The sequence below is a fragment of the Paraburkholderia phytofirmans genome, assembly GCF_046028095.1.
GTDB lineage: Bacteria > Pseudomonadota > Gammaproteobacteria > Burkholderiales > Burkholderiaceae > Paraburkholderia > Paraburkholderia phytofirmans_A.
On record NZ_JAQQDJ010000025.1, the window covers coordinates 43,195 to 65,478 of the forward strand.

The following is a 22,284-nucleotide window of genomic DNA, read 5'->3' on the forward strand; positions in this document are numbered from 1 at the left end:
GCTCTCTGTGCTCTTCAGCACGGTGGCGTTGAGTGCATCGTTTCATGTGGCACGGTGACGCGTCGACGGGTGGATCGAAATCGGACGTTCGTCATGCACCGTCACCGGACCAGCGCGAATCGTGAGACCGATGGTCTGGTCTTGTTGACGATTCTTGGTCGATGCCTGATGGGTAGGCGTGAATTACTCTTTGCGTAAGTCGCGTTCTAGTGGCCGGAATCGCAGCTGCTTTCGGGCAGTATCCGGCAGCGACTCCGACAGTTCATACCCTACAACGCATTTGTCTCATCGGAAAGAAAATCGTCATGTTCTCGTTTCGTTGCAAAAAGGTACCTCAATTCGGACTTCTCTGTGTCGTAGCCTCGATAGTTTTCGCGGCGGCACCGGCATGGTCGCAATCTGCGGCCACGCCGGTCAGCGGACGGGCGATCGAAGCCATCCTTGCGGAAAAGCTCTCGGTGGCCCCGGGCAAGGTTCTGACCGCCCAGGTCGTGCACTACGCGCCTGGTGGTTCCTCGAAGTCGCATCACCATGACGCCGACGTCTTCGCCTTCGTGCTTTCGGGCAAGATTCTTTCGGGAGAGGAGGGGGAAAAAGCGAAGGTCTACAACGTTGGAGAAGGCCATTTCGAGCGTCGTGGTCAACATCACGTCATCAGCAAAAACGCCAGTACGACTGAACCGGCGAGCATGCTCGTGGTTTTCATCGCTAATGAGGACGCCAGGCTGACCACCTTCGATCACTGATCTGCAAGACACACATTGCCGGTCTGCGGATACTGTCGATTGGCAATGTGTAGAGCAATTGTTGTCGAAGAACAATATAGCGAGCGTCAAAGATGCGCCGCAATAAATATGGCTGAAAACAGGCCAATAACGGAGACAGATGATGGATTACCGGACACGTGCCGTGCGATGGGCGATATCGTCGGCCGCGCTGCTGGCTTTTGCTGGCAATACTTCGGGCGAAGCGCTCGCGTCGAATTCCGGCAAGGGAGAAGTCATACGGTTGGAGGCAACGCCTGCCACCACCCAGTTCGGTTGGTACGACAACGCGCAAGCTCCCGTTCTGCGCATTCACTCGGGCGATACGGTCGTCATGGAGACGCTGATTCACGGTCACGCGCAGATCGTGCCGGATGTAACGATCGAACAGATGACGGCTCGTGCGAAGCAGGAGCAGATCGACTCTCCCGGCCGCGGCGTGCATTCGCTTACGGGGCCAGTCTATGTGGAGGAAGCGAAACCTGGCGATACCTTGAAGATTGAAATCGGCCACATCGTACCGACGTCTTACGGCCTTAATTTCAATTATCCCGGCTTTGCGGGTGCGTTTCCGAAGCAGTTCCCGCAAGGCCAACTCAAATACTTTTACCTTGATCTGGCCAGGCAGCGGTTCCAGTTCGCGCCAGACATCTTTGTCCCATTGCGGCCTTTCCCTGGGATCGTCAGCGTTGCGCGCGCCGAGCCGGGCCGATTTGGCACCGTGCCGCCGGGGCCCTTTGGCGGCAATCTCGATATCAACGAGATGGTGTCGGGCACCACGCTGTACCTTCCTGTGTTCGTCGATGGCGGCCTGCTATGGTCCGGGGACTCGCATGCCGCGCAAGGCAATGGCGAAGTCAACCTGACTGCTCTCGAAACCGCTTTCAAGGAACTGCCTCTCAAAGTATCCGTGCTGAAGGGTGTCAAGCTGGATTGGCCAAGAATCGAGACGCCGACGCATTGGATCGCTATTGGCTATGATCGCGACCTCAACGTTGGATACGAGTTGCTGCAGCAGCAGACGATCAAACTTATCGCCGAGCAAGAGAGGTTGTCACCCGAGGCAGCGCGAGCCCGTATGCTGGCGACGTGGGACTGCCGCATTTCAGAAGTGGTCAATCTTCTGAAGGGAACATACTGCATGGTTCCCAAAGCAACGAATGTGTCCGCCCCCGTACTACCCATCAGAGCCAATTCGGACTATCTCGTCACCTACGCCGCCGACAAGGATCTTAACAAAGCAATGGACGTGGCATCGTTGGCCATGATTGACAAGCTGACGACTGAAAAGCATATGTCACGGCTTGACGCTTATTCGCTCGCGAGCATTGCTATGGATTGCAGGCTCGGCTCGCCCGCCACGGCCGAACGCGAAGTGCACTGTCTGATGAAAAAGAGCTACTGGACAGGAGAGTAAGCATGCGCGAGTTTGCCGCCCGGGTGCGTCTGGCAGCGGTCTTCGTCAGGATCGGGGTGCTGGTTTCTTTTATGCATGTGCAGTCCGCGGCAGCGCAGATAGCGGTGGTCGCTACGACGAGCGACGTTGCAAGCCTCGTCAGCGCAGTGGGAGGCGACCTCGTCCGTGTGAAAACCATTATTCCACCGACAACCGATCCCGAGGCATTCGAGCCAAGGGCGAGCGATTTCGCGAATCTGGCCCGCGCGGACCTCATCGTTCGCGTTGGTCTGGGTTACGACTTCTGGATCGACAGGCTCACGGATCGGCTGCGACGGCCCGAGTTGCAGCAGGGTGGTTTGCGCTCGATCGATGCTTCGACGGGGATACCGCTGCTGGAAGTGGGCGGCCTCAACCCGCTCGTTCCGGACGACGGTCACGGGCATGGTATGGCTAATCCCCATTACTGGCTCGACCCCGTCAATGCGGAAACGATCACCGCGAACATAGCGACAGGCATCATCCGGCTCGCGCCCGACGCGCGCGTCACCGTCGAGGCAAACCGGAACCGCTTTCTCGCAAACCTGCATGAGCGGCTTGCGGTGTGGTCGAAGCAGTTGGCGCCCTATCGCGGCACAGCCGTTCTGGCGTATCACAATGGCTGGCCTTATTTCGCACGCCGTTTTCAACTGGACATGGTCGGGTTCATCGAAACGAAGGAGGGGGTCCCACCAAGCGCCGCACATTTAACCGTTCTGATGGCGCAGGCACGCCAACGCGGCGCGCGAGCCATCCTTCAGACCGCATACGAACCGAGACGCTATTCCGAAATGCTTTCGGCACGTACGGGCGTACCCGTCGTCACGCTGGCGCCTTCAGTGGGCAGCGTAGCTCAGGCGGTGGACTACTTGAGCATGATGGATTACAACGTCGGCACGCTCACGCGTGCGCTCGCATCGTCCGCACGGTGAGCTGAAAGTGACGATTTCACCATACGACCTTCTCGCGCTACTTGCGCCGCCGTTTGCGGCGAGCGTGTTGTTCGTCGCCATCCACGCCAATTTCGGCCTGCATGTCTTGAGACGTGGCGTCATTTTCGTCGATCTTGCTCTGGCGCAGATGTCCGCGCTCGGAGCGACTATCGCATTCGCGGCCGGACACGTGCCGACGAGTACTTCCGGTCTTGTCTACACGTTTCTTTTTTCCGCCATCGGAGCTGCGCTGCTCACCGCCGGCCGAGGCTTGCCGAAGGTCGTTCACACTGAAGCGTATATCGGCATCCTGTACGTCGTCGCCACCGCAGCGACTATTCTTGTCGTCGACCGTTCGCCGCAGGGAGCGGAGCACGTCAAACAGATACTGGTGGGCAGCATTCTGACCGTTTCGATAGACGAGCTACCAAAGTTCGTGATCCTGTATGGAGCGATCGGCGTCTTTCACTGGCTCGCCCGCGGCCCATTGCGAATGGCGACGGAAGCGGCGGCGGCAGGTCAGGCTCGCGGCGCATTGATCTGGGACTTTCTGTTCTATCTTTCTTTCGGCGCAGTCGTCACGAGCTCCGTGGCGACGGCCGGTGTGCTTCTCGTCTTCTGCTTCCTGATCATCCCGGCGATTGTCGGGTCGCTGTTCACGCGCCGCTTCACCGGCGCGCTTCTAATCGGCTGGCTCGGCGGGGCGGCGGCCAGCGTTGTCGGTCTCGCCGCATCGTTTGAACTCGATCTGCCTGCGGGCGCTGCGATGGTCCTTGCATTTGCGTGGACGCTCGCGGTCGCGATCGTTCTGCGAGCGTTTATTTCGGTGTCTGGGGATGAGCGCAAAAGGCGGTTTCGCGTCCTTATTCAAGGTGTATCGGTAACCATTCTGACCACCGTGTCAGCGGCAATGATCTGGCTCATGGTGATGCCTGCCGCGGATCAGCCGTTGCTTGATGTGCTGGAGGGGGCTAGCGGTATCGGTCCCGAGACGTTCATGACACCCAGCGAGCGGGCAATTTATGAGGAGGCTGCGAAGGGAATCCGTCTTCGCCAATCGCAGGCAACGGAGCTCATGACGTTGGAAAGGCAGTCACGCTCGCAGAGCGAGCCGCTTTCAGATGACGAAGTACGGCGCATGGGCGCGTTTCAGCAAGCCTTCAATGAAATGGCGCGCGGCGAAGATTTCGTGGCCACGTCGCTGTCGGCGCGCGCGCGTGAGCGCGAGCGCTGGTATATCGGGCCAGCTGTTCTTATGGCTGCGATTCTCGGCCTTATGGCCGTGGTGCCAAGTAAAGTGCGTGCGCGCTTCTTTAGCCGGTCACGATGGCGGCGAGCAGCCCACATGCTCCGGCATCGTTCTTCGCAGCGGTGAATTTGACGAATTGATCGTCGCCAGCCGGTCGCTTCGTGCCTATCACGATCAGACTTCCTGACCGATGTAGCAGCGACATTCTCCTAGCAGTCTGCTAACCGGAACCTGGAATTTCCCGGGCGGATAAATACGCCTGGTGCTCGCGCTCGCCTTCACGAATCAGTCGTGCAGGCGCCACCCGCTGGCGAGGCTCGGTGAGACGGTTTCCCAAGGCGGGGTCCTTTGATTTCAACAACCATGAGACATAGCGAAATGAGGAAATTGCATCTGAGAATGGCCGCTGCAAGTGCTGTGGCGGCACTGATGGCGCCGGCAGCATGGGCGCAATCGTCCGTGACACTGTACGGCATCGTCGATGCGGGCGTTGAGTTCCTGAACAAGGTTGGGCCGCAAAGCAGTACGGTCACGCGCATGCTGAGCATATCCGGCACGGTGCCGTCTCGTTGGGGTATTCGTGGCACGGAAGATCTGGGCGGTGGGCTCAGTACCATCTTTGTTCTGGAATCCGGTTTCGCTCCGGGCACGGGTGCATTGAATCAGGGCGGTCGTCTCTTCGGCCGTCAGGCGTGGGTTGGTCTTCAGTCCAACACGTGGGGGCAAATCGGCTTTGGCAGACAGTACACGATGCTACTGTGGGCGATGTTGAATACGGACATCCTTGGCCCCAATGTGTACGGCTTGATGGACAGCTACCCCGCCAATGCTCGCGCTGACAATTCTCTTTCCTACAAGGGTAAGTTTGGAGGCCTGACCGTCGGCGCCACGTATAGCTTTGGCCGTGACGCGACGGCAGTTGCCGTGCCGAGCCCGTCGGCAACGAACTGCCCTGGCCAGAAGCCGGCGGACACACGCGAATGCCGCGAATGGTCGGCGATGATAATGTACGAGGCGAGCTGGTGGGGCGTGAGCGCCGTGTATGACTCATTGAGCGGTGGTCCCGGCGCCTTCGGTGGTCTTACGCGTAGCAACCTGAGAGACGACCGCGCCGTGCTGAGCGGCTACGTTATTGCGGACAGCACCAAGGTGGGTGCCGGTGTCATCGCACGACGAAATGGCGCGAGCGCAACCCCGCGTAGCAACCAGTATTTCCTGGGCGTGTCCTACGACATTCGCCCGGACGTCAATCTGGCAGCCGAAGGCTACTACCTGGACTACCGCCATAGTGACGACAAGGCGTGGCTCGGGGCAGTGCGGGCGACCTACCTGCTTTCCAAGCGCACGTCGGTTTACCTGACCGCCGGCTATGTCGAGAACAGTGGCCAACTCAATATATCGGTCAGTGCAGGTGCCCCGGGTGGGAATCCCGTTGCGGGCGGTAACCAGTTTGGTGTGACCGCCGGTATCAAGCAGGTATTCTAGGGCGCTTCGCTTCGCTTCGCTTCGCTACGCTGGCGCGCGGCGAGTGTAGCTGCTCCCTGAGGCTCAGCCGTTGCGCGACCGCGACTCCGAGAGATCGCGGCGCGGGCGCCGACGGACAGGAGCAGCGGTCAGGCGCGATGAACGTGTCGTACGCGAGCGCCGATAGTGCGCGTCAGGCAGAGCGATGTTGAACGACCGCCTCGCATGGGAGAAGTCTATCGGTCTCATCGAGTTTCTCCACGTGATGGCACTCCCTAATCGATCAGTGAGTGCATGACCGGCCGCGGGTTGTCAGCGAGCGCAATGAGTGCGTATTCGATTCCTTGCAGATGGTCAGCAACGGCCTGCCGACTTACCATGCCGTGTTCCTCGAGCGTGCAAAAGGTCGGGTGGAGAATCTATTCAAATCGGAAAAAACGGCTGGGGACGCTGCAAGGGCATACCTGTGGAATGCTCGGCCCCGGCCGCGAATATGGCCGGCGAACGAGGACCCGATTATGTGTGGTCGTCGGTGGGTGCGAGCAGTCGAAGAACGCGCCGGGGGCGCGATGCCGGTCGGCGCGTTTGCCAAGCCTGGTGACGGACCATCGAAATCAGCCCGGACGGGTGTCCAGGCTCACTCGCGGTGAGTGTCAATTGGCAGCGACGTGCCTCACTGACTTCGCCGGACAGCGCTACAGGACTGCCTCTGCGACCAGTTGCAAGGCCGGCGCGAGCTTCATATAAACCTCCGGCCGTTCGAGGGCATACGTCAGATTCCGCTGCGCAATCTGCACATGCTCGGTAGCGAGTGCCTGGGCGCGTGCGCCCTCACCATGCTCCATTGCATGCACGAGGCTGTGGTGCTGCTGATGCGCAATGAAGAGCCATTGGCGTCCCTCTCCAATTGCCGACTGCATGGGCAGCATCGCACTCGCCGCGGCAAAAGGCAGGCGGTTGTTCATCTCGATTGCGCGCATTAACGCTGCATTGCCGGAGCCTTCGACGATCAGTTTGTGGAGCCGGTTGTTCATGTCCGTGTCACCCTGGGTGCAATCGGCGACATCCAACCTACGCTGCACGTTGCTGCCGCACCTGGAGCAGAAGGACGACACTTCGTTCCAGGAGAAATACGTCAAGCGATACGCCGAGACCATGGCATCAGCAAAAAAGCATCTCGTACCCGGACATAACGACACCATCCCCGGCTCATATCTGGCGTCGGTGATCAACCAATACGCCGCCGACGATGCACTATTTTGCGCGGACGATGGCACGCCGGTGGTGTGGGCAATTCGCCTGCTCGAGGTCAACGGCAAACGTCAGATCTTCGGTAGCCTTCTACATGGCACCATGGCGACAGCCCTCCCGAGTGCATTGGGACTACAAAAGGCGTGTCCCGACCGTCAGGTGATCGCCATGTGCGGAGACGGTGGCATTTAGCAGATGCAGTGTCGCCGAAGCGGCGGATATCCGTTGCAATCTTTCTGTTTGCTGGCTTTTATTGCAGGGACTGGCGACGCCATGGTCGCGTTTCCCCAAGTGGCTCGGGCAATGCCAATATTGCCGGCGGCGGCGTCCTGCAGTCGACGATACGGCTCAATGCAGTTGCCCGAGCGCTAGAGTTTGCAATGGCCGGTTCGAAGGCGGTAGCAGACCATCAACGGCATGCTCAACGTGATAACGAACGGCCGCAACTCTTGAGGTTTATTCAACGCCTGCCCGCACGCGCCGTCGCGCGCCCACGAGCCTGCGGCTATGGGCAGGCGTCGAACAAACCTCAAGAACTGCCGTCTCTGAGAAACCGGCGTGGATGATCGGACCGCTCCGTTATCTGCCTTTGAACTCGTGACAGCGCGACCGGCGGTAGTGGGTCGTTAGTGAGTCCACAATTGCCTCCTGACATGGAATGGAGCGCACCGGCTGATGCTTGGGACGCCTTCGGGCGCGGTTGCGCAGCATCTTTCTGTCGAGCGGTCCGTACGTTTCGCTCACCACGATTTCGGCACGAGTTGTATGCTTTCTGATGGGAGGTTCGACCGCAATTAGCATCGTCGCTTCTCCAAGCCCTGCCGGGATCGAGCGCCGGTGAACCCGGCGCGCTCAATGGATCATCCGCCGTTCAACGCTGTCGCCGGGGCGGTCGGCGCCACGATTTTTCCACTCAGCGCCTTCAGCCCGAATGTCGCGATGAAAGTGAGCAAGGCACACGCGACCATGAAATAACCTGGCGCAGCGAGATCGCCTGTGCGACTGATCAGCCATGTGCCGATCAACGGTGCAGTGCCGCTAAAGAGGGTGAAGCTCAGATTGAATGCGAGCGCGACGCCGCTAAAGCGCACACGCGTAGGAAACATATCCGCGATGATGCAGGCAAAGGTACCGTTGATGAGCGCCGCGCCCAATCCGCCGAGCAGCATCAGCGCGATCAGATCCATCTGGTGACTGACTGCCGCGTGATAGAACGGCATCGTCAGGATGATCAGCAGCAGAGCGCCTGCGCGCATCAGATGGCGGCGCGGCATGCTGTCGCCGATTCGCCCGACAATCAGAATGCCGATCGACGCAGTCGCCAGCGCCACGTTCTGCCCGAGGGCGACCTGATGCGGATCGTAGTGCAGCACCTTGTCCAGATACGCGGGCATGTGCGCGAACAGCAGGCCGTTGTAGCCGGCCGTCGCGCACGTCGTCAGAATGCCCAGCAGCACGGGCCGCCAGTGCTCGCGCAGCAGTTCGGCAAACGGGTGCTTCGAGGCGAACTGCTTCATATGCGCGAATTCCGGCGTTTCTTCGAGCTTGCGGCGCAGCCAGAAACCGAGCAGGCCGATCACGCCACCGAAGATGAACGCGAAGCGCCAGCCGTAAGCCGCGACGTCGTCCGGCGTCAGGACGGCATGCACGCCCAGGTTGACGGCCGCCGCGAGCAACACGCCAGAGTTGACGCAGAAGAACACGATCCCGCAGACGAAGCCCGCGCGCCGCGGTACGGTTTCGACCACGTAGGTAATCGACCCGGGCAGTTCGCCGCCAAGACAGAATCCCTGCACGAGCCGCAGCAGGATCATCGTGAAGGTTGCGGCGATGCCCCAGCTCGCGTAGGTCGGCACGAGCCCCATGCCGATGGTCGACAGCGACACGATGATCACCGAGACAATGAACACGCGCCGTCGCCCGAAGCGGTCGCCGAACCAGCTGAGCACCGCGCCGCCGACGGGCCGCGATAGATAGCCGATCGCGAACACCGCGAAAGACAGCAGCAACGCCATCATCGGATCGAGCATCGAAAAGAACGCGCGGCCGATGAATTGCGCGAACACACCATAGACGACGAAGTCGTAGAACTCCAGCGCGCCGCCGAGACTCGCGAGAATGATGAGCCGCCACTGACCCGCCGTCAGGCGGTTGAACGAGGCACTGCGTACGTTGACCGCTTCGAGGTTCTGCATCGTGTCTCCAGATGCATGGCTTATCTATAGATCCGGCGCGTCTGCCATGCAGCGACGGCCGGTGTTCGCTAGAAACCAGAAACCCGCTCTGTCATTCGGGCGCGGCCGTTTGCAATTCGACCGTCGCGATCTGCGAAATATCGGCGTCGCCGAGACCTTGCTCGACCGCCTGCGTCAGCCAGCGCCGCACCAACGCTGCGACCGGCAGCGTCGTATCGCTCTCGCGCGCCAGCGACTCGACGGCATCGAGGTCTTTCAGCATCGTGCGGATCGTGCCGGAGGCCTGCACAGGTGGCGCGATCATGCGCGGCATCAACGTTTGCAGCAGGACCGAATCGGCCCAGCCGCCGGCGAGCGCGGCGGGAATCCGCGCCGTGTCGATGCCGGCATGGCGGGCGAGCCGGGTCGCTTCGGCGAGCGCCGCGATGGTCGTCATCACGATGGTCTGATTCGCCAGCTTCGTGGCTTGCCCCGCGCCGCTGCCGCCCATGCGCGTGACGCGCGCGGCGAAACCACGAAGGATCGGCGTCAACGTCTCGATCAGCGCGGCGTCGCCGCCCGCCATGATCGCCAGCGTGCCTGCCGCAGCGCCGGACGTGCCGCCCGACACCGGCGCGTCGATCCATTCGCCGCCGGTCTGTTCGTGCCAGCGCCGTGCGAAGGCGCGGGTCTGCGACGGCGCGAGCGTCGAATGATCGACCAGCGTGGCGCCGCGATGCGCGCGGCTCGCGAGTCCGTCGACGCCGAACGCCACTGCCTCGACCGCCGCCGCGTCCGCGAGACATAGCATCACGATGTCGGCGCCCGCCGCGACCTGAGCCGGCGACTCGCATGCCACGCAATTCGTCGCCGACGCCTGCAATGCCGCAGCCTTTTCGTTCGAACGATTCCACACTCGCAGCGCATGACCCGCGTCGGCGAGACGCTGCGCCATCGGCCAGCCCATCTTGCCGAGCCCGCAAAAACCGAGGCGGGCACTGGTCATGCGGCGGCTCCGTCGTCGCCGGGTGTGGGCTCGTCGTATGGCCATTCGACGTTGCCCGAATGCGTCACCGCGCCGAGATGGGCGGGCCGCACCAACGCTTCGTATTTTTCGAGCACCCCCGCGAGCCGGCGCGGCGCGCGCGCGGGCGCGTCGGCGCGGCGGCGGGCGAGTTCGTCGTCGGACAGGTCGACGCGTAGAATGCCTGCGCGCGCGTCGATATGCACACGGTCGCCATTGCGCAACAGGCCGATCGGGCCACCCGCCGCCGCTTCCGGGCCGACATAGCCGATGCACATGCCACGTGTCGCGCCCGAAAACCGACCGTCGGTCAACAACGCCACTTTCTCGCCCATGCCCTGACCGTAGATCGCTGCCGTCACGCTCAGCATTTCGCGCATACCGGGACCGCCTTTCGGCCCTTCGTTACGGATCACGAGCACGTCGCCTTCGCGGTAGTCGCGCGCCGCGACAACCGCCATGCAGTCTTCTTCGCATTCGAATACACGCACCGCGCCCGTGAACGAAAGCGATTTGAGCCCGGCGATTTTCAGACATGCGCCGTCCGGCGCGAGGTTGCCACGCAGGATCACGAGTCCGCCGTTTTCGCCGAGCGGGTCGTCGCACGGACGCACGACATTGCCGTCCGGTCCGCTGAACGCGCTCAATGCTTCGGCGAGCGTGCCGCCGCCGAGCGCGGGCACGTCGCCATGCAGGAAGCCGCCTGCCAGCAACGCGTTCAACACGGCTGGCACGCCGCCCGCGTGATGCAGATCCTGCGCGAGATAGCGGCCGCCTGGTTGCAGATCGCCGATCAGCGGAATCTTCGCGAACACGCGTTGCACGTCGTCCAGCGTGAAGCGGATGCCGGCCTCGTTCGCGATGGCCGGAATGTGCAGCGCGGCATTGGTCGAACCGCCGGTTGCCGCCACCGCCGCGCAGGCGTTCTCCAGACTTTCCATGGTGACGAGATCGCGCGGCAAGGGGCCGCCTTGCGTCAGGATACGCATGACTGTCTCCCCGGCGCGGCGCGCAATCGCAATCCGTTCGCTGTAGACGGCGGGTACCATCGCGGAGCCCAGCGGCGCGAGGCCAAGCGTTTCCGCGACCATCGCCATCGTATTCGCGGTGAACTGGCCGGGACACGATCCGGCCGTCGGCGTGCATTGTTTTTCGATGGCGTCGAGTTGCGCACGGCTCATGTCGCCGCGCTGCGTGGTGCCGACCGCTTCGATTGTGGTGAGAATCGTCGACTGGCGTTGCAGGCCGGTGCCGGCGCCGCCGGGCAACTGGCCGGGTGCGACGCCGGGCAGCATTGCGCCGCCGAACAGGAACACGCCGGGCACGTTGACGCGCACCATGCCCATCAGGATGCCGGGCAAGGTCTTGTCGCAACCGGCGACGCCGATCAGTGCGTCGTAGTTATGCGCACGCACGAAAAGCTCGACGCTGTCCGCAACCACTTCGCGCGACACGAGGCTCATCCTCATGCCGGAGTGATTCATCGACGTGCCGTCCGACACCGAGATCGCCGAGCCGCGGATCGGCACGCCACCGCCCGCTGCAATGCCGAGGCGCACGTTGTCGGAGACCTGGTTCAGCGACATCGAACACGGGGTGTTCTCGCCGAACGTATCGACGATCGCGACGAACGGCTTTTGCATGGATTCGTCGTCGAGACCGGTCGCGCGCAGGAACGCGCGATGCGGCGCCCGCGTGACGCCGTCGGTCACCCTGCGCGAGCGATGTTTGTGCAGATTGGTCATGTGGAAAAGTCCGTTTTCTATTGAAACTCGTGCAGTGCTCAGCCGATGGTTCGTTCAACTGCGCGCGCCGCCAACTGCCGTCCGTTGCCGCTCGACTTCACTCAACCGCCGTTCAGCAGCAAGCCGTTTTCCGCGGCGATCACCTGGCCGGTCATGGCGGGCGCCTGCGTCGCGAGAAACCAGGCCAGGTCCGCGATTTCGGCGGGCATCGACACCCGTTTGAGCGGCGCCTGTTCGGTCATTCTGGCTAGCACGCCGTCATAGGCTTGCGGGTCGAGCACGCGCAGCAACAGCCCGTCGTCGACCATGCCGGGCGCGATCGCGTTGACGCGGACATGCGGCGCGAGACTGCGCGCAAGCGACAGCGTCAGCGTATTCACCGCGCCTTTCGACGCCGCATACGCGATCGACGACCCGGTGCCGTTCAGACCCGCCAGCGACGAAATGTTGACCACGCTGGTACTGCGTTTCACCGTCGATAGACCGGCCGATTCGCGCAGCAACGGCACGGCCGCGCGGGTCATCTGATACAGCCCGATCAGGTTCACGCGGTACACGCGCTCGAACTCGACAGCGTCGATCTCGTCGAACGCGTTGTGCGCAATCACGCGGGTCGTGCCGGCGCAATTGATCAGCGCGTCGACACGTTGCCAGCGGCTCGCCACGGTATCCATCGCGCGGCGGCAGTGCGCATCGTCGCCGACATCCGCGTCGAATATCAGCGTAGACGCGCCGGCGTCGCGGCAGGCCGCTTCGACGGCCAGCGCTGCTTCGCGCGTGCTGTCGTCGAAGTTGCCTATGGCCACCGACCAGCCCGCTTGCGCGAAGCGCAGCGCGGTCGCCGCGCCGATACCCGAAGCCGATCCCGTCACCACGCAGACGGGGCTGCTCGATTGCGTCATATTCAAGTCCTCTGTGGAATGCTGGAATTAGGCGCGCTCGCCGAAGCAGCGGAAGCAGCGCGCTTGAGTGGCATGCGCAGCACGATCGCCGCGCCGATCAACAACGCCACGGCGATAGCGAGCATTCCCGGCAACAGCTTGCCGCCGCTCAGATCGGACAGACGCCCGACGATGAACGGACTCACGAAGCCGGCCAGGTTGCCGGTGCAATTGATCACGGCGATCCCTGCCGCCGCGCCGGCACCGCCGAGCAGGGCGGTCGGAATTCCCCAGAACACCGGCGCGATCGAATTGATGCCGATAGCCGCGACGACCAGTGCGGCGATCGACACCGCGACGTTCGACGCAAACAGCACTGAAGCAAGCAAACCGAGCGCGCCGATCGCGCAGCAGACCGCGACATGCACGCGGCGTTCGTCGTGGCGGTCAGCGTGGCGCGCGATCAGCACCATCGCGACCACGCTGATCAGCGAGGGCACCGCCGACAGCCAGCCGATGTTGCCCAGGCTGGCAACGCCGCTTGCCTTGATGATGGTCGGCACCCAGAACGCGAGGCCGTAGTTGCCCATTGCGATGCAGAAGTACAGCAGCCCGAGCAGCCACACGCGCTTGCTGGCAAAAGCGCCGCGCGCCGAGGTTTCGGTGCGCGTGATGGCGTCGCGGGCGAGGTCGGCGGCAAGGCGCGATTTTTCGTCGGCGTTCAGCCAGCGCACGTTATCGATCCGGTCGTGCAATACGAAGAACGCCGCAATGCCGACCGCCAGCGAGCCGATCCCCTCGACCAGAAACAGCCAGCGCCATCCGGCAAGACCGTAGGTGCCCGCGAAATGCGCCATCAGCCAGCCCGACAACGGACCGCCGATCGCGCCGGACACCGGAATCGCGGTCATGAACAGCGCGATGATCTGCGAACGCCGTGTCGAAGGAAACCAGTTGGACAGGTACAGCAAAATGCCCGGAAAAAATCCCGCTTCGGCGACGCCGAGCAGAAAGCGCATGACGTAGAACGATGTCGGACCGTTGACGAACATCGTCAGGCCCGACACGAGTGCCCACGTGACCATGATTCGCGCAATCCAGCGGCGCGCGCCGACGCGATTGAGGATCAGGTTGCTCGGCACCTCGAAGAAGAAATAGCCGACGAAGAAAATGCCCGCTCCCGCGCCGTACACCGTTTCGCTCAGCGAAAGGTCGCTCAGCATTTGCAGCTTGGCGAAGCTAACGTTCACGCGGTCGATGTACGCAACCACGAATGCGAGAAACAAAAACGGCACGATCCGCCGCGTCAGTTTCGCGTAGAGCAGGGCGTTGTGAGGATCGGCCGATGGAAGGCCCGGCTCGGGTCCGAAGGAAGGGACGCTCATGGTCTGTCTCCAGTGCGCGTGCTCGGCACGCGGTCTCATCATTTGTGTGGGGTCCTCGTTTTAGATCGACGGGACCGTTGCCTTCTGGCGGCAGTGTCGAAAGGGTAGTCGTGTTGCAGGTATTGCCGCAAATCACGATTTCGGAGACAGTTATAACCATATAGTTATGCCAAACCGTATTTTCGGGGAAAACCCTTGTCATGCAAAACAGCGATCCGATCGAACGTTTCTTTCGCAGCGGGCTCAAGCTGCCGCATCTGCGCATCCTCGTAAGCCTTGCGGAGCTTGGTCAGGTCACGCGCGTCGCGGCGGCGTTTCATGTGACCCAGCCGGCCATCTCGAAGCAGATCGGGGAAATCGAGGAGGCGCTCGGCGTGCAGGTGGTGAACCGAGTCGGTAATGCGCTGGAGTTGACCGGGATCGGCCAGGTGATCGTGGCGTGCGGGCGCGAAGTCTTGCGCCATATCGAACTCGCGCGCCGAGATGTCAGCGCGCTTGCGTCCGGCACCGGCGGCCATGTCCGGGTCGGCGCGGTGGTGACGATCCCCGAGCCGCTGGTCACTAACTCAGTGCAACTGTTCATGCGGCGCGCGCCGTCGGCGTCGCTTTCGTTCGCGGAAGCCACGCTCGACCGGTTGATCAAGATGCTGGACGACGGCGACCTCGACATCGCTCTTGGCCGCAACCGGATTGCGACCACGCAAAAGACCTTGCGACAGGAGGTGGTCCATCGCGAGCCGTTTGTATTCGTGGTCGGCGCGCATCACCCGTTAGGAGATCTCGGGCGCCAGGTGACGTGGGCTGATTTAGGCGCGGCTCGCTGGATCACCCCGATGCACGGGTCACCGGCGTATGCAACTCTGATCGAGACGCTTGCCGGGAACAATATTGCAGTGGGCAACGGCGCGGTCGAATCGAGCGCGTTGGCGTTGAATATTGCCTTGATACGCAGCGGCGATTTTGTTTCGATCTTGCCGATGTCCATAGCGAAACCTCACGCAATGCGCGGCAGCATGCGGGTGCTCCCGTTGCCGCCGCTGGAGCCGCTGGGTGAAATCGTGGCTTACTGGCGGGACGATTCGAGCTTGCCCGCAGCGAAGTTATTCAGTGCGTGCCTGAGAGAGGTGGCTGGGGAGTTGATGAATGATGAGCGGGGCGGAACGGTGCGGCTAGAGTGAGTTCGGGCCATTGCTGGTGATGTGATAGCCCTCGGGTTGTGCGTCGCAGGAGCGTCACGCCAAGGCGTTCCTCGAGCGCCGTCACCTTGCGGCTGACGGTGCAGAAATCTCCACGACTACCTGTCAGTCACGACGATGCCGTCGAAGCCTTAATTGTCGACAGCCGCTGAGGCAGCGATCCAGATCATCATCATCGGCCCGCTGCGCCAGTGCCGCCTTGGCGACACGCCCCGACGGCCGGCCGAATTTCGCCACACAGCGCGCGACTTCGCCGGTTCACCCCAGATAGCACGCAGCTGCAGTCCATGATCATTGGCCGATTCGGCAAGCGCCAGAACTTCCTGCCATGCTGCCTCGACAGAGGGCTGCGGGCCTTCGGTATAAACAAGGGTGGCCGCATAGACGGACAGAAGTCTCAACCGCATCTGACTCGGTCCTCCGTCAATCAAGGGCGGCGGCTGCAACTCGTCCGGGTTCCCCCACGGCCGATCCAATCGTAGAGGCTGACCTCGCCAGGCGACGGCGTTTCCACGTGCGCGCATGGCTGCGTGATTGCGCACGTTCTGGCGTCGCATCGCTACAACGATTCCCGATTAACAGAAACGAATTTTGTGGCGTTCGCTTAATTACTCGCCATACAATTGCAAATGATTCGCATTCGCGATTTGGGTCATCACATATTTCAACCGGGGAAGTCAGAGTCTGATGTCGCAACAGAACACACAACAACGAGCCAGCCGGCGCACCGCGATGTCGTGCGCAGCCGAACGCCTTTTCGTGGCACTGGTCGCCGCGGCCGCCATGCAGGCGAGCGCATACGCACAAAGCGCCCCGGCGACGGCCGATACCGCGGCGCAAGCGACTGCGCTCCCGGCGGTCATGGTCAGCGGCACGGCGCAAGCCGGTGACTTGCCGGCCGCTTACGCGGGCGGACAGGTCGCGCGCGGTGGCAGCATCGGTGTGCTCGGGACGTCGAACGTGATGAACCAGCCTTTCAGCACGACCAACTACACGGAGCAGATGATCGAGGACACCCAGGCGCGCACCATCGGCGACCTCGTGGTGAACAACGCCTCGGTACGCACGGAGCAGAGCAGCGGCGGCTTCGGCGATGTGTTCCAGATTCGAGGTTTCGACGTGCAGCCCACCGACGTCGCGCTCAACGGCCTGTACGGCATGGTGTCGGCGGCGCGCGTGCCGGTGAACCTGCTCGAACGCGTGGAAGTGCTGCAAGGTCCGGGCTCGCTGATGTACGGAATGGGACCCGGCGGCAGCGTGGGCGGCGCGATCAACATCGTCACCAAGCGCGCCGACGACACGCCGCTCACGCGTGTCACGGCCTTGTATCAATCGCGAGGACAGTTCGGCGTGGAGGCCGATGTCGGCCGCCGTTTCGGCGACGAAGGCCAGTGGGGTATCCGCTTCAACGGCCAGATCAAGGACGGCCAGACCAGCATCGCGCACGGCAATCAGTTGCAGGGCGACAGCGCGATCGGCCTCGACTACCGCGGCAAGAAACTGCGCTGGTCGTTCGACGCGTATAACGTCTCCGAGAACACGGACGAATTCCGCTCGCAGATCGGCTTAGGCAGCGCGACTTCCGTACCGGCCGCGCCGTCGGGCTACAGCAATCTCTATCCTGGCTCGAAGCTGAAGCTGCGCGATTCGGCCGTCATGACACGCGCCGAATACGACATCAACCAGTACGTGACGGTGTATGGTGCGGCGGGCGAGCACTACGGCACCTCGGCGCAGAACTTCCCGTACGCGAGCGATATGACCTCGGCGGGCGCGTTCAACGTGTACAACGGCTACTACGACCAGTACACGCGTACCAAGACCGTCGACGCGGGTCTGCGCTTTCACTTCGACACCTTCGGCGTGAAGCACACGCTGGTTACCGGCGTGACGAGCCTGAATCAGGAAATCGGCTACTTCTACGCGCTGGGCTCCACGGCCGTCGCGTCGAACCTGTATGCGCCGACGCCGCTCGCACCCGTCGATACGCCGCGCGGCGACATGCAGCGCAGCAGCCAGACGCGCCTGAACAGCCAGCAGATCATCGACACGATGTCGTTCTTCAACGACCGTCTGCTGATTACCGGCGGCCTGCGTCGCCAGACGATCGGCCAGGACAACTACGATCCGACCTCCGGCGCGCAGCAAAGCTCGATCGACCAGCAGGCGATCACGCCGCTCGCGGGCATCGTCGTGAAGCCGCTGTCGAATATTTCGGTGTACGGCAATTTCACCTCGGGTCTGTCGAACGGCGGCACGGCACCGGCCGGCACCGCGAACGCGGGTCAGGCGTTCGCACCGTACAAGTCGAATCAGTACGAAGCGGGCGTGAAGGCGGACTGGGGGCGCGTGCTGACGTCGGTTTCGGTGTTCCAGATCGCGCAGCCGAATGCCGTGACCGATCCGGTGACGAACCTTTACGGCTACAACGGCAAGACACGTATCCGCGGACTGGAACTGGCTGCTTATGGTGAAGTGTTCCGCAGTCTGCGTCTGATGGCGAGCGCAACGTTCTACGATCCGAAGGTGTCGGGCACGGCGGGCGGCACGCAGGACGGCAATGCGCCGGGCGGCGTGCCGAAGTTCGCCTTCAACCTGGGCGCGGACTACGATCTGCCCTGGCTGCAAGGATTGAGCGTGAACGGCCGGATCATTCACACCGGCGCGCAGTACTACGATTCGAGCAACGCACTGCGCTTGCCGGCGTGGACGCGTTATGACGTGGGTCTGCGCTACAGCACGCGTGTCGCCACCAAAGACGTGGTGTTCCGCGCGAACATCGAGAACCTGTTCGGCAGCCGCTACTGGATGCAACAGGGCACGTACGTGACGAACGCCGCGCCGCGCACCGTGCTGCTGTCCGCGCAGATCGATTTCTGATCGGGGTCGCGGCCCGGCTCTCGTTGCGGGAGACGGGCCGGTTCCGCGTGCGCGTCACCGACACCTCACGGAGGAGCCCGCCATAAGAGCGACAGTGAAAGAAACGCCGCGACGGCCGTGCTGAATGCACGCAGCCGCGAGCGGCCGTGCCCACAACGGATTGGCATCCGATTGGACTTTGGGTGTGCCCGGGCCTGGATCATGCGACACGTAGATTGCCGGTTGACACCAGTTCAACTGCTGTCCGCCCCACCCAATCCAGGAAGATCTATGTCCCTCATCATCGCAGGCAGGTTCAATACATTCGAAAAAGCGGAACACGCATCGGTCAAACTGCAGGCCAAGGGCGTGACAGAAGAAGATATTTCGATTGTCTATGTAACAGATCACGGGCAGCACGCGCGAACACCTATCGGCGGAGATGAGCTGAACGATGAGGGGTCAAAAGAGGCTCCAAAAGGAGCAGGCAAAGGCGTTGTGCTCGGAGTGCTGGTCGGCGCGTGTGTCGGCGTTGGCATGCGCATCGGGCTCAACGCGCCCTGGATCACTATCGCAATCGCGGCAGCGGTCGGTGGTTATCTGGGCTCGTTGTCGGGAGCCATGTCCCACACGAGAGCCTCGCGGAAGAAGTCGCGAACATCATTAGAGAACTTTGAAAATGCCCGCCAGTCAGGTGTGCTAATAGCGATCCACGCCGAACAGACGAACGTGGATACCATAATTGCAACGCTGGAAGAGTGTGAAGCGATGGACATAGAACGCGCTTCGGGATTATGGCAACGGGGCGCATGGGCTGACTTTGATCCGACCAAGGCACGTTGCCCGGCAACGAGAGCGGCGTGAAGCGAGCGCGGTCTCGCGCTTTCACGTCCGGCTGGCCACGAGCGTGTGCAATGAGACGCAGATGAAACGTACCCACGCGATCTGCGGCGCGTGACCACCAGCGACGTCGAAGCCTTGTCGGCGCTGGACATGTTGCGGCTGCGCCGTCGCGACTGACTGTCCGGGTAGACGGCGCATATCGATACGCGAAGCGGCACAGGTCAGGATAACCCACAAGAATTGACAGTCGCACAGGCCAGGACCGCTGCCGGGAGACACCGACGGCCAGCTCTGCGCCGACGGCATCCCATGTTCCAGCGCTCTTCCATCGAACCGTGCCTCGCTTCCGGACGGGGAGGCACGGCGGTTGCGTGGTACTCGAAAAAGAGGTCGATGTTGCGTCGCCGACGCACCTCGCTCGACCTCGTTTCGAAGAGGCAACATGAAAAAAATGACAGGCGTAGCAGCCGCGTGCGGTTGCCAGACGGCGCAAAACCCGGCCGCGCAGACGGGAGGCAGCGAGTGACCGTCCGCACTACATTCCCGCTCTCTTGCCGTCGAAACCGGTCATGACTCTCGACCAGCGTATTAGAAGCATGCGTAGAACCATGCGCGAAATGTTCGGCATCTCCCGGTTACGCGCCGGTCAGGAAGAGATCATCCGCAGCGTGCTCGAACGGCGCGACACGCTCGCCACGATGCCGACCGGCGCCGGCAAATCGCTGTGCTATCAGCTGCCCGCGCTGCATCTGGACGGCATGACCCTGGTCGTATCGCCGCTCATCGCGCTCATGAAGGATCAGGCGGACAAACTTGCTGCGGCCGGCATCGATTGCACGGTTGTAAATAGCACGTTGCGCCGGCGGGCGGAGCGCGAAGCGCTGGAACGGATCGCCGGCGGAGAGGGTGGCATCGTATTTGTTACGCCGGAGCGCCTTACGCAGCCGGCTTTTATCGATATCCTGCGATCCCATGCCGAGCGCCGCATTGGACTCGTGGTGGTCGACGAAGCACATTGCGTTTCGCATTGGGGCCACGACTTCCGCCCGGCCTTCCTCGAGATTGCAAGCGCGGTCAAAGCCATTGGCCGTCCGCCGGTGCTTGCACTGACCGCAACGGCTACTGCCGAGGTGCTGGACGACATCGTGCGCTCGTTGGGCTTGCGCGAGCCACGAATCGTACGGACCGGTACGCTGCGTGAGAATCTGCGCTACCGGGTCGTGCAGGTCAGCACGGCGGGCGGCAAAGACGGCGGCACTCGCGCGATGGAGGCAAAACGCGAACAACTGCGCGAACTGACCCGCTCCCTTGCGGGCACCGGCATTATCTACGCCGCGACGGTGGCCGATGTCGAGCGCATTTACGGCTGGCTCGTCGAGGCGGGCGAATCGGTCTCGCGTTATCACGGCCGGCTGGCCACGAACGTGCGCGACGAAGCGCAGGAGCAGTTCATGTCTGGGGCGACGCGCTTGATGGTTGCCACCAACGCATTCGGTATGGGCATCGACAAAGCGGATATCCGCTTCGTGATCCACTATCAAATGCCCGGCAGCCTCGACGCGTATTACCAGGAAACGGGCCGCGCGGGCCGGGACGGCGAACCGGCCGACTGTGTGCTGCTGTTCGATCTCGGCGACCGGCGCATTCAGCAGTTTTTTCTCGCCGGGCGTTATCCGAGCGCCGAACTCGCACAGCGCGTGTACGACGCGCTGGCGGCGTGTTGCAAACAGAACGCGAAGGGCGCAACGCTCACGGCACTCAAGCAGGTGTTGGCCGATGTCGGCAGCGCCAAGCTGGAAGTTGCATTGAACATGCTGGTGGACGCGCGTATTGCAGGACGTGACCGGCAGCACCGCTACCGGCTACTCACGCAGCCGGCAGTGGAGCAATCCGCCGAAACGCCACGCGAACTCGTGGCAAAAGCCGCCGCGCGATTCGAGCAAATGAGCGCACACGACAAGGACACCTTGCAGAAGATGATCGACTACGCGCAGACCGGCCAATGTCGCTGGCGTGCGATTCTCGATTATTACGGCGACACGCCGCAAATGGAGCGCTGCGGCGTGTGCGACAACTGCGTGAACCCGCCGCAAATCGACGTGCGGTTCGACACCGACACTTTGATTCCCGACACATCGTCGCCCATAAAACCGCGCGCCACTGAATGCCCCGAACCGCATCGATGGGCGCCCGGCGATCCGGTTCGCGTGCCACGCTACGGGGTTGGTGAAGTTGCGCTGGCGAGCGGCGAGCAGGTCGCGGTGCAGTTTCCGGACGGCCGCACGCGCACCTTCATGTCGAACTATGTGCGAGCAGCGCGCCGTAGCCTGGCATAGGGCGACACGGAGCCACGCTACGTCAAACCCATCACAAGCTTTTTAACGGAGTATTCGATGAAGCCCCTTACCCTGGAACAGTTCAAGACACAGTTGGCGGCGATGCTTCGTCGCATTCCGTATGGCACGAGCGCCGATTTGACAGACTATGCGATTGCCTTCTGGGATGGCTCCAGAGTCGTCTATGCATTCATTTCGGATGACAACGGAACCGAGCAGATCGACGATGAATTCGAATTAGGTGAATACGAATGGAACCACTGGCACGAAGACTTTGCGAACTGGATTAGGGAACCGGTGTTCAGCATGAGGGCTGATCTCCACAAACGGCCCTCGGCAGCGCCGGCCAATACTGACGTACGGTAGACGACACCGTAGCGCGTGCGGAGGCACGCGGCGTGGACGGGCAGGAAGCCAGATCACCAAACCCAGCCAGTGATACGCACTGAGGCGTGCAACCCCGATCTCCGTCAACGACGATCAGGTGGACTTGTCATTCACTCGGGGCACCAAGGGCAAGCTGTTTCCTTTCGATTACAAGCCGAAGTCGATTCGAAAGTGGCAGATTTTGTCAATCGATGGGCGGGTTTGGATATTGGGCAAAGCCATTTAGAGCGCTAGGATGCGACATCTGAGGCGTCAGCGCAGGAGTCGATCCATCGTGCAGTGCGCCCGTTTTGCTCAAACATAGTGAGAGGAGACCCGCGATGAGTTATTCCGCGCCCATTAAAGACATGCTGTTCGTG

At 62.1% G+C, this 22,284-nt stretch carries 19 protein-coding genes and 1 pseudogene; 11 read left to right on the forward strand and 9 right to left on the reverse strand.

All coding sequences use genetic code 11. The features are described from left to right. Positions 1 to 305 precede the first annotated feature (305 nt). The 5 genes from PQR54_RS37650 (at position 306) to PQR54_RS37670 (ending at position 5,865) form a co-directional block, all read left to right on the forward strand. Positions 306 to 746 (forward strand): cupin domain-containing protein, encoded by a 441-nt coding sequence (locus tag PQR54_RS37650; RefSeq protein WP_408254996.1) that lies wholly within the window; start codon positions 306 to 308, stop codon positions 744 to 746. Between the two features lie 139 nt (positions 747 to 885). Further along, positions 886 to 2,181: an acetamidase/formamidase family protein gene (locus PQR54_RS37655; protein ID WP_408254998.1), complete on the forward strand. Its 1,296-nt coding sequence runs from the start codon at positions 886 to 888 to the stop codon at positions 2,179 to 2,181. A 2-nt stretch (positions 2,182 to 2,183) separates the two neighbouring features. Then, the gene (locus PQR54_RS37660; protein WP_408254999.1) at positions 2,184 to 3,131 is read left to right on the forward strand and encodes a metal ABC transporter substrate-binding protein; all 948 of its coding nucleotides are present in this window, start codon (positions 2,184 to 2,186) and stop codon (positions 3,129 to 3,131) included. A gap of 7 nt (positions 3,132 to 3,138) precedes the next feature. Then, positions 3,139 to 4,506, forward strand: coding sequence for a metal ABC transporter permease (locus PQR54_RS37665; RefSeq protein WP_408255001.1), 1,368 nt, complete (start codon positions 3,139 to 3,141; stop codon positions 4,504 to 4,506). A gap of 267 nt (positions 4,507 to 4,773) precedes the next feature. Then, the gene (locus PQR54_RS37670) at positions 4,774 to 5,865 is read left to right on the forward strand and encodes a porin (RefSeq protein ID WP_408255034.1); all 1,092 of its coding nucleotides are present in this window, start codon (positions 4,774 to 4,776) and stop codon (positions 5,863 to 5,865) included. A gap of 674 nt (positions 5,866 to 6,539) precedes the next feature. Here the strand turns inward: PQR54_RS37670 and PQR54_RS37675 are convergent. After that, positions 6,540 to 6,878: an FCD domain-containing protein gene (locus PQR54_RS37675; RefSeq protein ID WP_408255003.1), complete on the reverse strand. Its 339-nt coding sequence runs from the start codon at positions 6,876 to 6,878 to the stop codon at positions 6,540 to 6,542. Between PQR54_RS37675 and PQR54_RS37680 the strand changes: the two genes are divergently transcribed. Continuing rightward, complete coding sequence (locus PQR54_RS37680) at positions 6,877 to 7,287, forward strand: thiamine pyrophosphate-dependent enzyme (RefSeq protein ID WP_408255006.1); 411 nt, start codon at positions 6,877 to 6,879, stop codon at positions 7,285 to 7,287. The two genes, PQR54_RS37675 and PQR54_RS37680, sit on opposite strands and share 2 nt — an antisense overlap. A 668-nt stretch (positions 7,288 to 7,955) precedes the next feature. Here PQR54_RS37680 and PQR54_RS37685 read toward each other — a convergent pair. The 6 genes from PQR54_RS37685 to PQR54_RS37710 form a co-directional block, all read right to left on the reverse strand. Continuing rightward, positions 7,956 to 9,290 carry an MFS transporter gene (locus tag PQR54_RS37685; RefSeq protein WP_408255008.1) on the reverse strand — a complete coding sequence of 445 codons (1,335 nt, stop codon included), beginning with the start codon at positions 9,288 to 9,290 and terminating at the stop codon, positions 7,956 to 7,958. Positions 9,291 to 9,381: 91 nt separating this feature from the next. Then, positions 9,382 to 10,275 (reverse strand): NAD(P)-dependent oxidoreductase, encoded by an 894-nt coding sequence (locus PQR54_RS37690; RefSeq protein WP_408255009.1) that lies wholly within the window; start codon positions 10,273 to 10,275, stop codon positions 9,382 to 9,384. Beyond that, complete coding sequence (gene ilvD, locus PQR54_RS37695; protein ID WP_408255011.1) at positions 10,272 to 12,038, reverse strand: dihydroxy-acid dehydratase; 1,767 nt, start codon at positions 12,036 to 12,038, stop codon at positions 10,272 to 10,274. The genes PQR54_RS37690 and ilvD overlap by 4 nt, the downstream gene beginning before the upstream one ends. A 101-nt stretch (positions 12,039 to 12,139) precedes the next feature. After that, the gene (locus tag PQR54_RS37700) at positions 12,140 to 12,940 is read right to left on the reverse strand and encodes an SDR family NAD(P)-dependent oxidoreductase (RefSeq protein WP_408255013.1); all 801 of its coding nucleotides are present in this window, start codon (positions 12,938 to 12,940) and stop codon (positions 12,140 to 12,142) included. Between the two features lie 2 nt (positions 12,941 to 12,942). Further along, positions 12,943 to 14,304: an MFS transporter gene (locus PQR54_RS37705; RefSeq protein ID WP_408255015.1), complete on the reverse strand. Its 1,362-nt coding sequence runs from the start codon at positions 14,302 to 14,304 to the stop codon at positions 12,943 to 12,945. A gap of 164 nt (positions 14,305 to 14,468) precedes the next feature. Beyond that, positions 14,469 to 14,624 (reverse strand): hypothetical protein, encoded by a 156-nt coding sequence (locus tag PQR54_RS37710; RefSeq protein WP_408255038.1) that lies wholly within the window; start codon positions 14,622 to 14,624, stop codon positions 14,469 to 14,471. On the opposite strand from PQR54_RS37710, the gene PQR54_RS37715 reads away from it, so the two are divergent. Then, positions 14,562 to 15,482, forward strand: a complete 921-nt coding sequence (locus tag PQR54_RS37715; RefSeq protein WP_408255036.1) for a LysR family transcriptional regulator — start codon at positions 14,562 to 14,564, stop codon at positions 15,480 to 15,482. The genes PQR54_RS37710 and PQR54_RS37715 overlap by 63 nt on opposite strands. Positions 15,483 to 15,504: 22 nt before the next feature. Here PQR54_RS37715 and PQR54_RS37720 read toward each other — a convergent pair. Continuing rightward, a pseudogene (locus PQR54_RS37720) lies at positions 15,505 to 15,582 on the reverse strand (LysR family transcriptional regulator); the annotation flags it as partial. Positions 15,583 to 15,631: 49 nt separating this feature from the next. Further along, entirely contained in the window at positions 15,632 to 15,907 is a 276-nt protein-coding gene (locus PQR54_RS37725) for a hypothetical protein (RefSeq protein ID WP_408255017.1), read from the reverse strand. A 352-nt stretch (positions 15,908 to 16,259) separates the two neighbouring features. Between PQR54_RS37725 and PQR54_RS37730 the strand changes: the two genes are divergently transcribed. The 4 genes from PQR54_RS37730 (at position 16,260) to PQR54_RS37745 (ending at position 21,904) form a co-directional block, all read left to right on the forward strand. Then, the gene (locus PQR54_RS37730; protein WP_408255019.1) at positions 16,260 to 18,380 is read left to right on the forward strand and encodes a TonB-dependent receptor; all 2,121 of its coding nucleotides are present in this window, start codon (positions 16,260 to 16,262) and stop codon (positions 18,378 to 18,380) included. Positions 18,381 to 18,650: 270 nt separating this feature from the next. After that, complete coding sequence (locus tag PQR54_RS37735; RefSeq protein ID WP_408255021.1) at positions 18,651 to 19,223, forward strand: hypothetical protein; 573 nt, start codon at positions 18,651 to 18,653, stop codon at positions 19,221 to 19,223. A 548-nt stretch (positions 19,224 to 19,771) separates the two neighbouring features. After that, entirely contained in the window at positions 19,772 to 21,538 is a 1,767-nt protein-coding gene (locus tag PQR54_RS37740) for a RecQ family ATP-dependent DNA helicase (protein WP_408255024.1), read from the forward strand. A 57-nt stretch (positions 21,539 to 21,595) separates the two neighbouring features. After that, the gene (locus PQR54_RS37745) at positions 21,596 to 21,904 is read left to right on the forward strand and encodes a hypothetical protein (RefSeq protein ID WP_408255026.1); all 309 of its coding nucleotides are present in this window, start codon (positions 21,596 to 21,598) and stop codon (positions 21,902 to 21,904) included. Positions 21,905 to 22,284 lie beyond the last annotated feature (380 nt).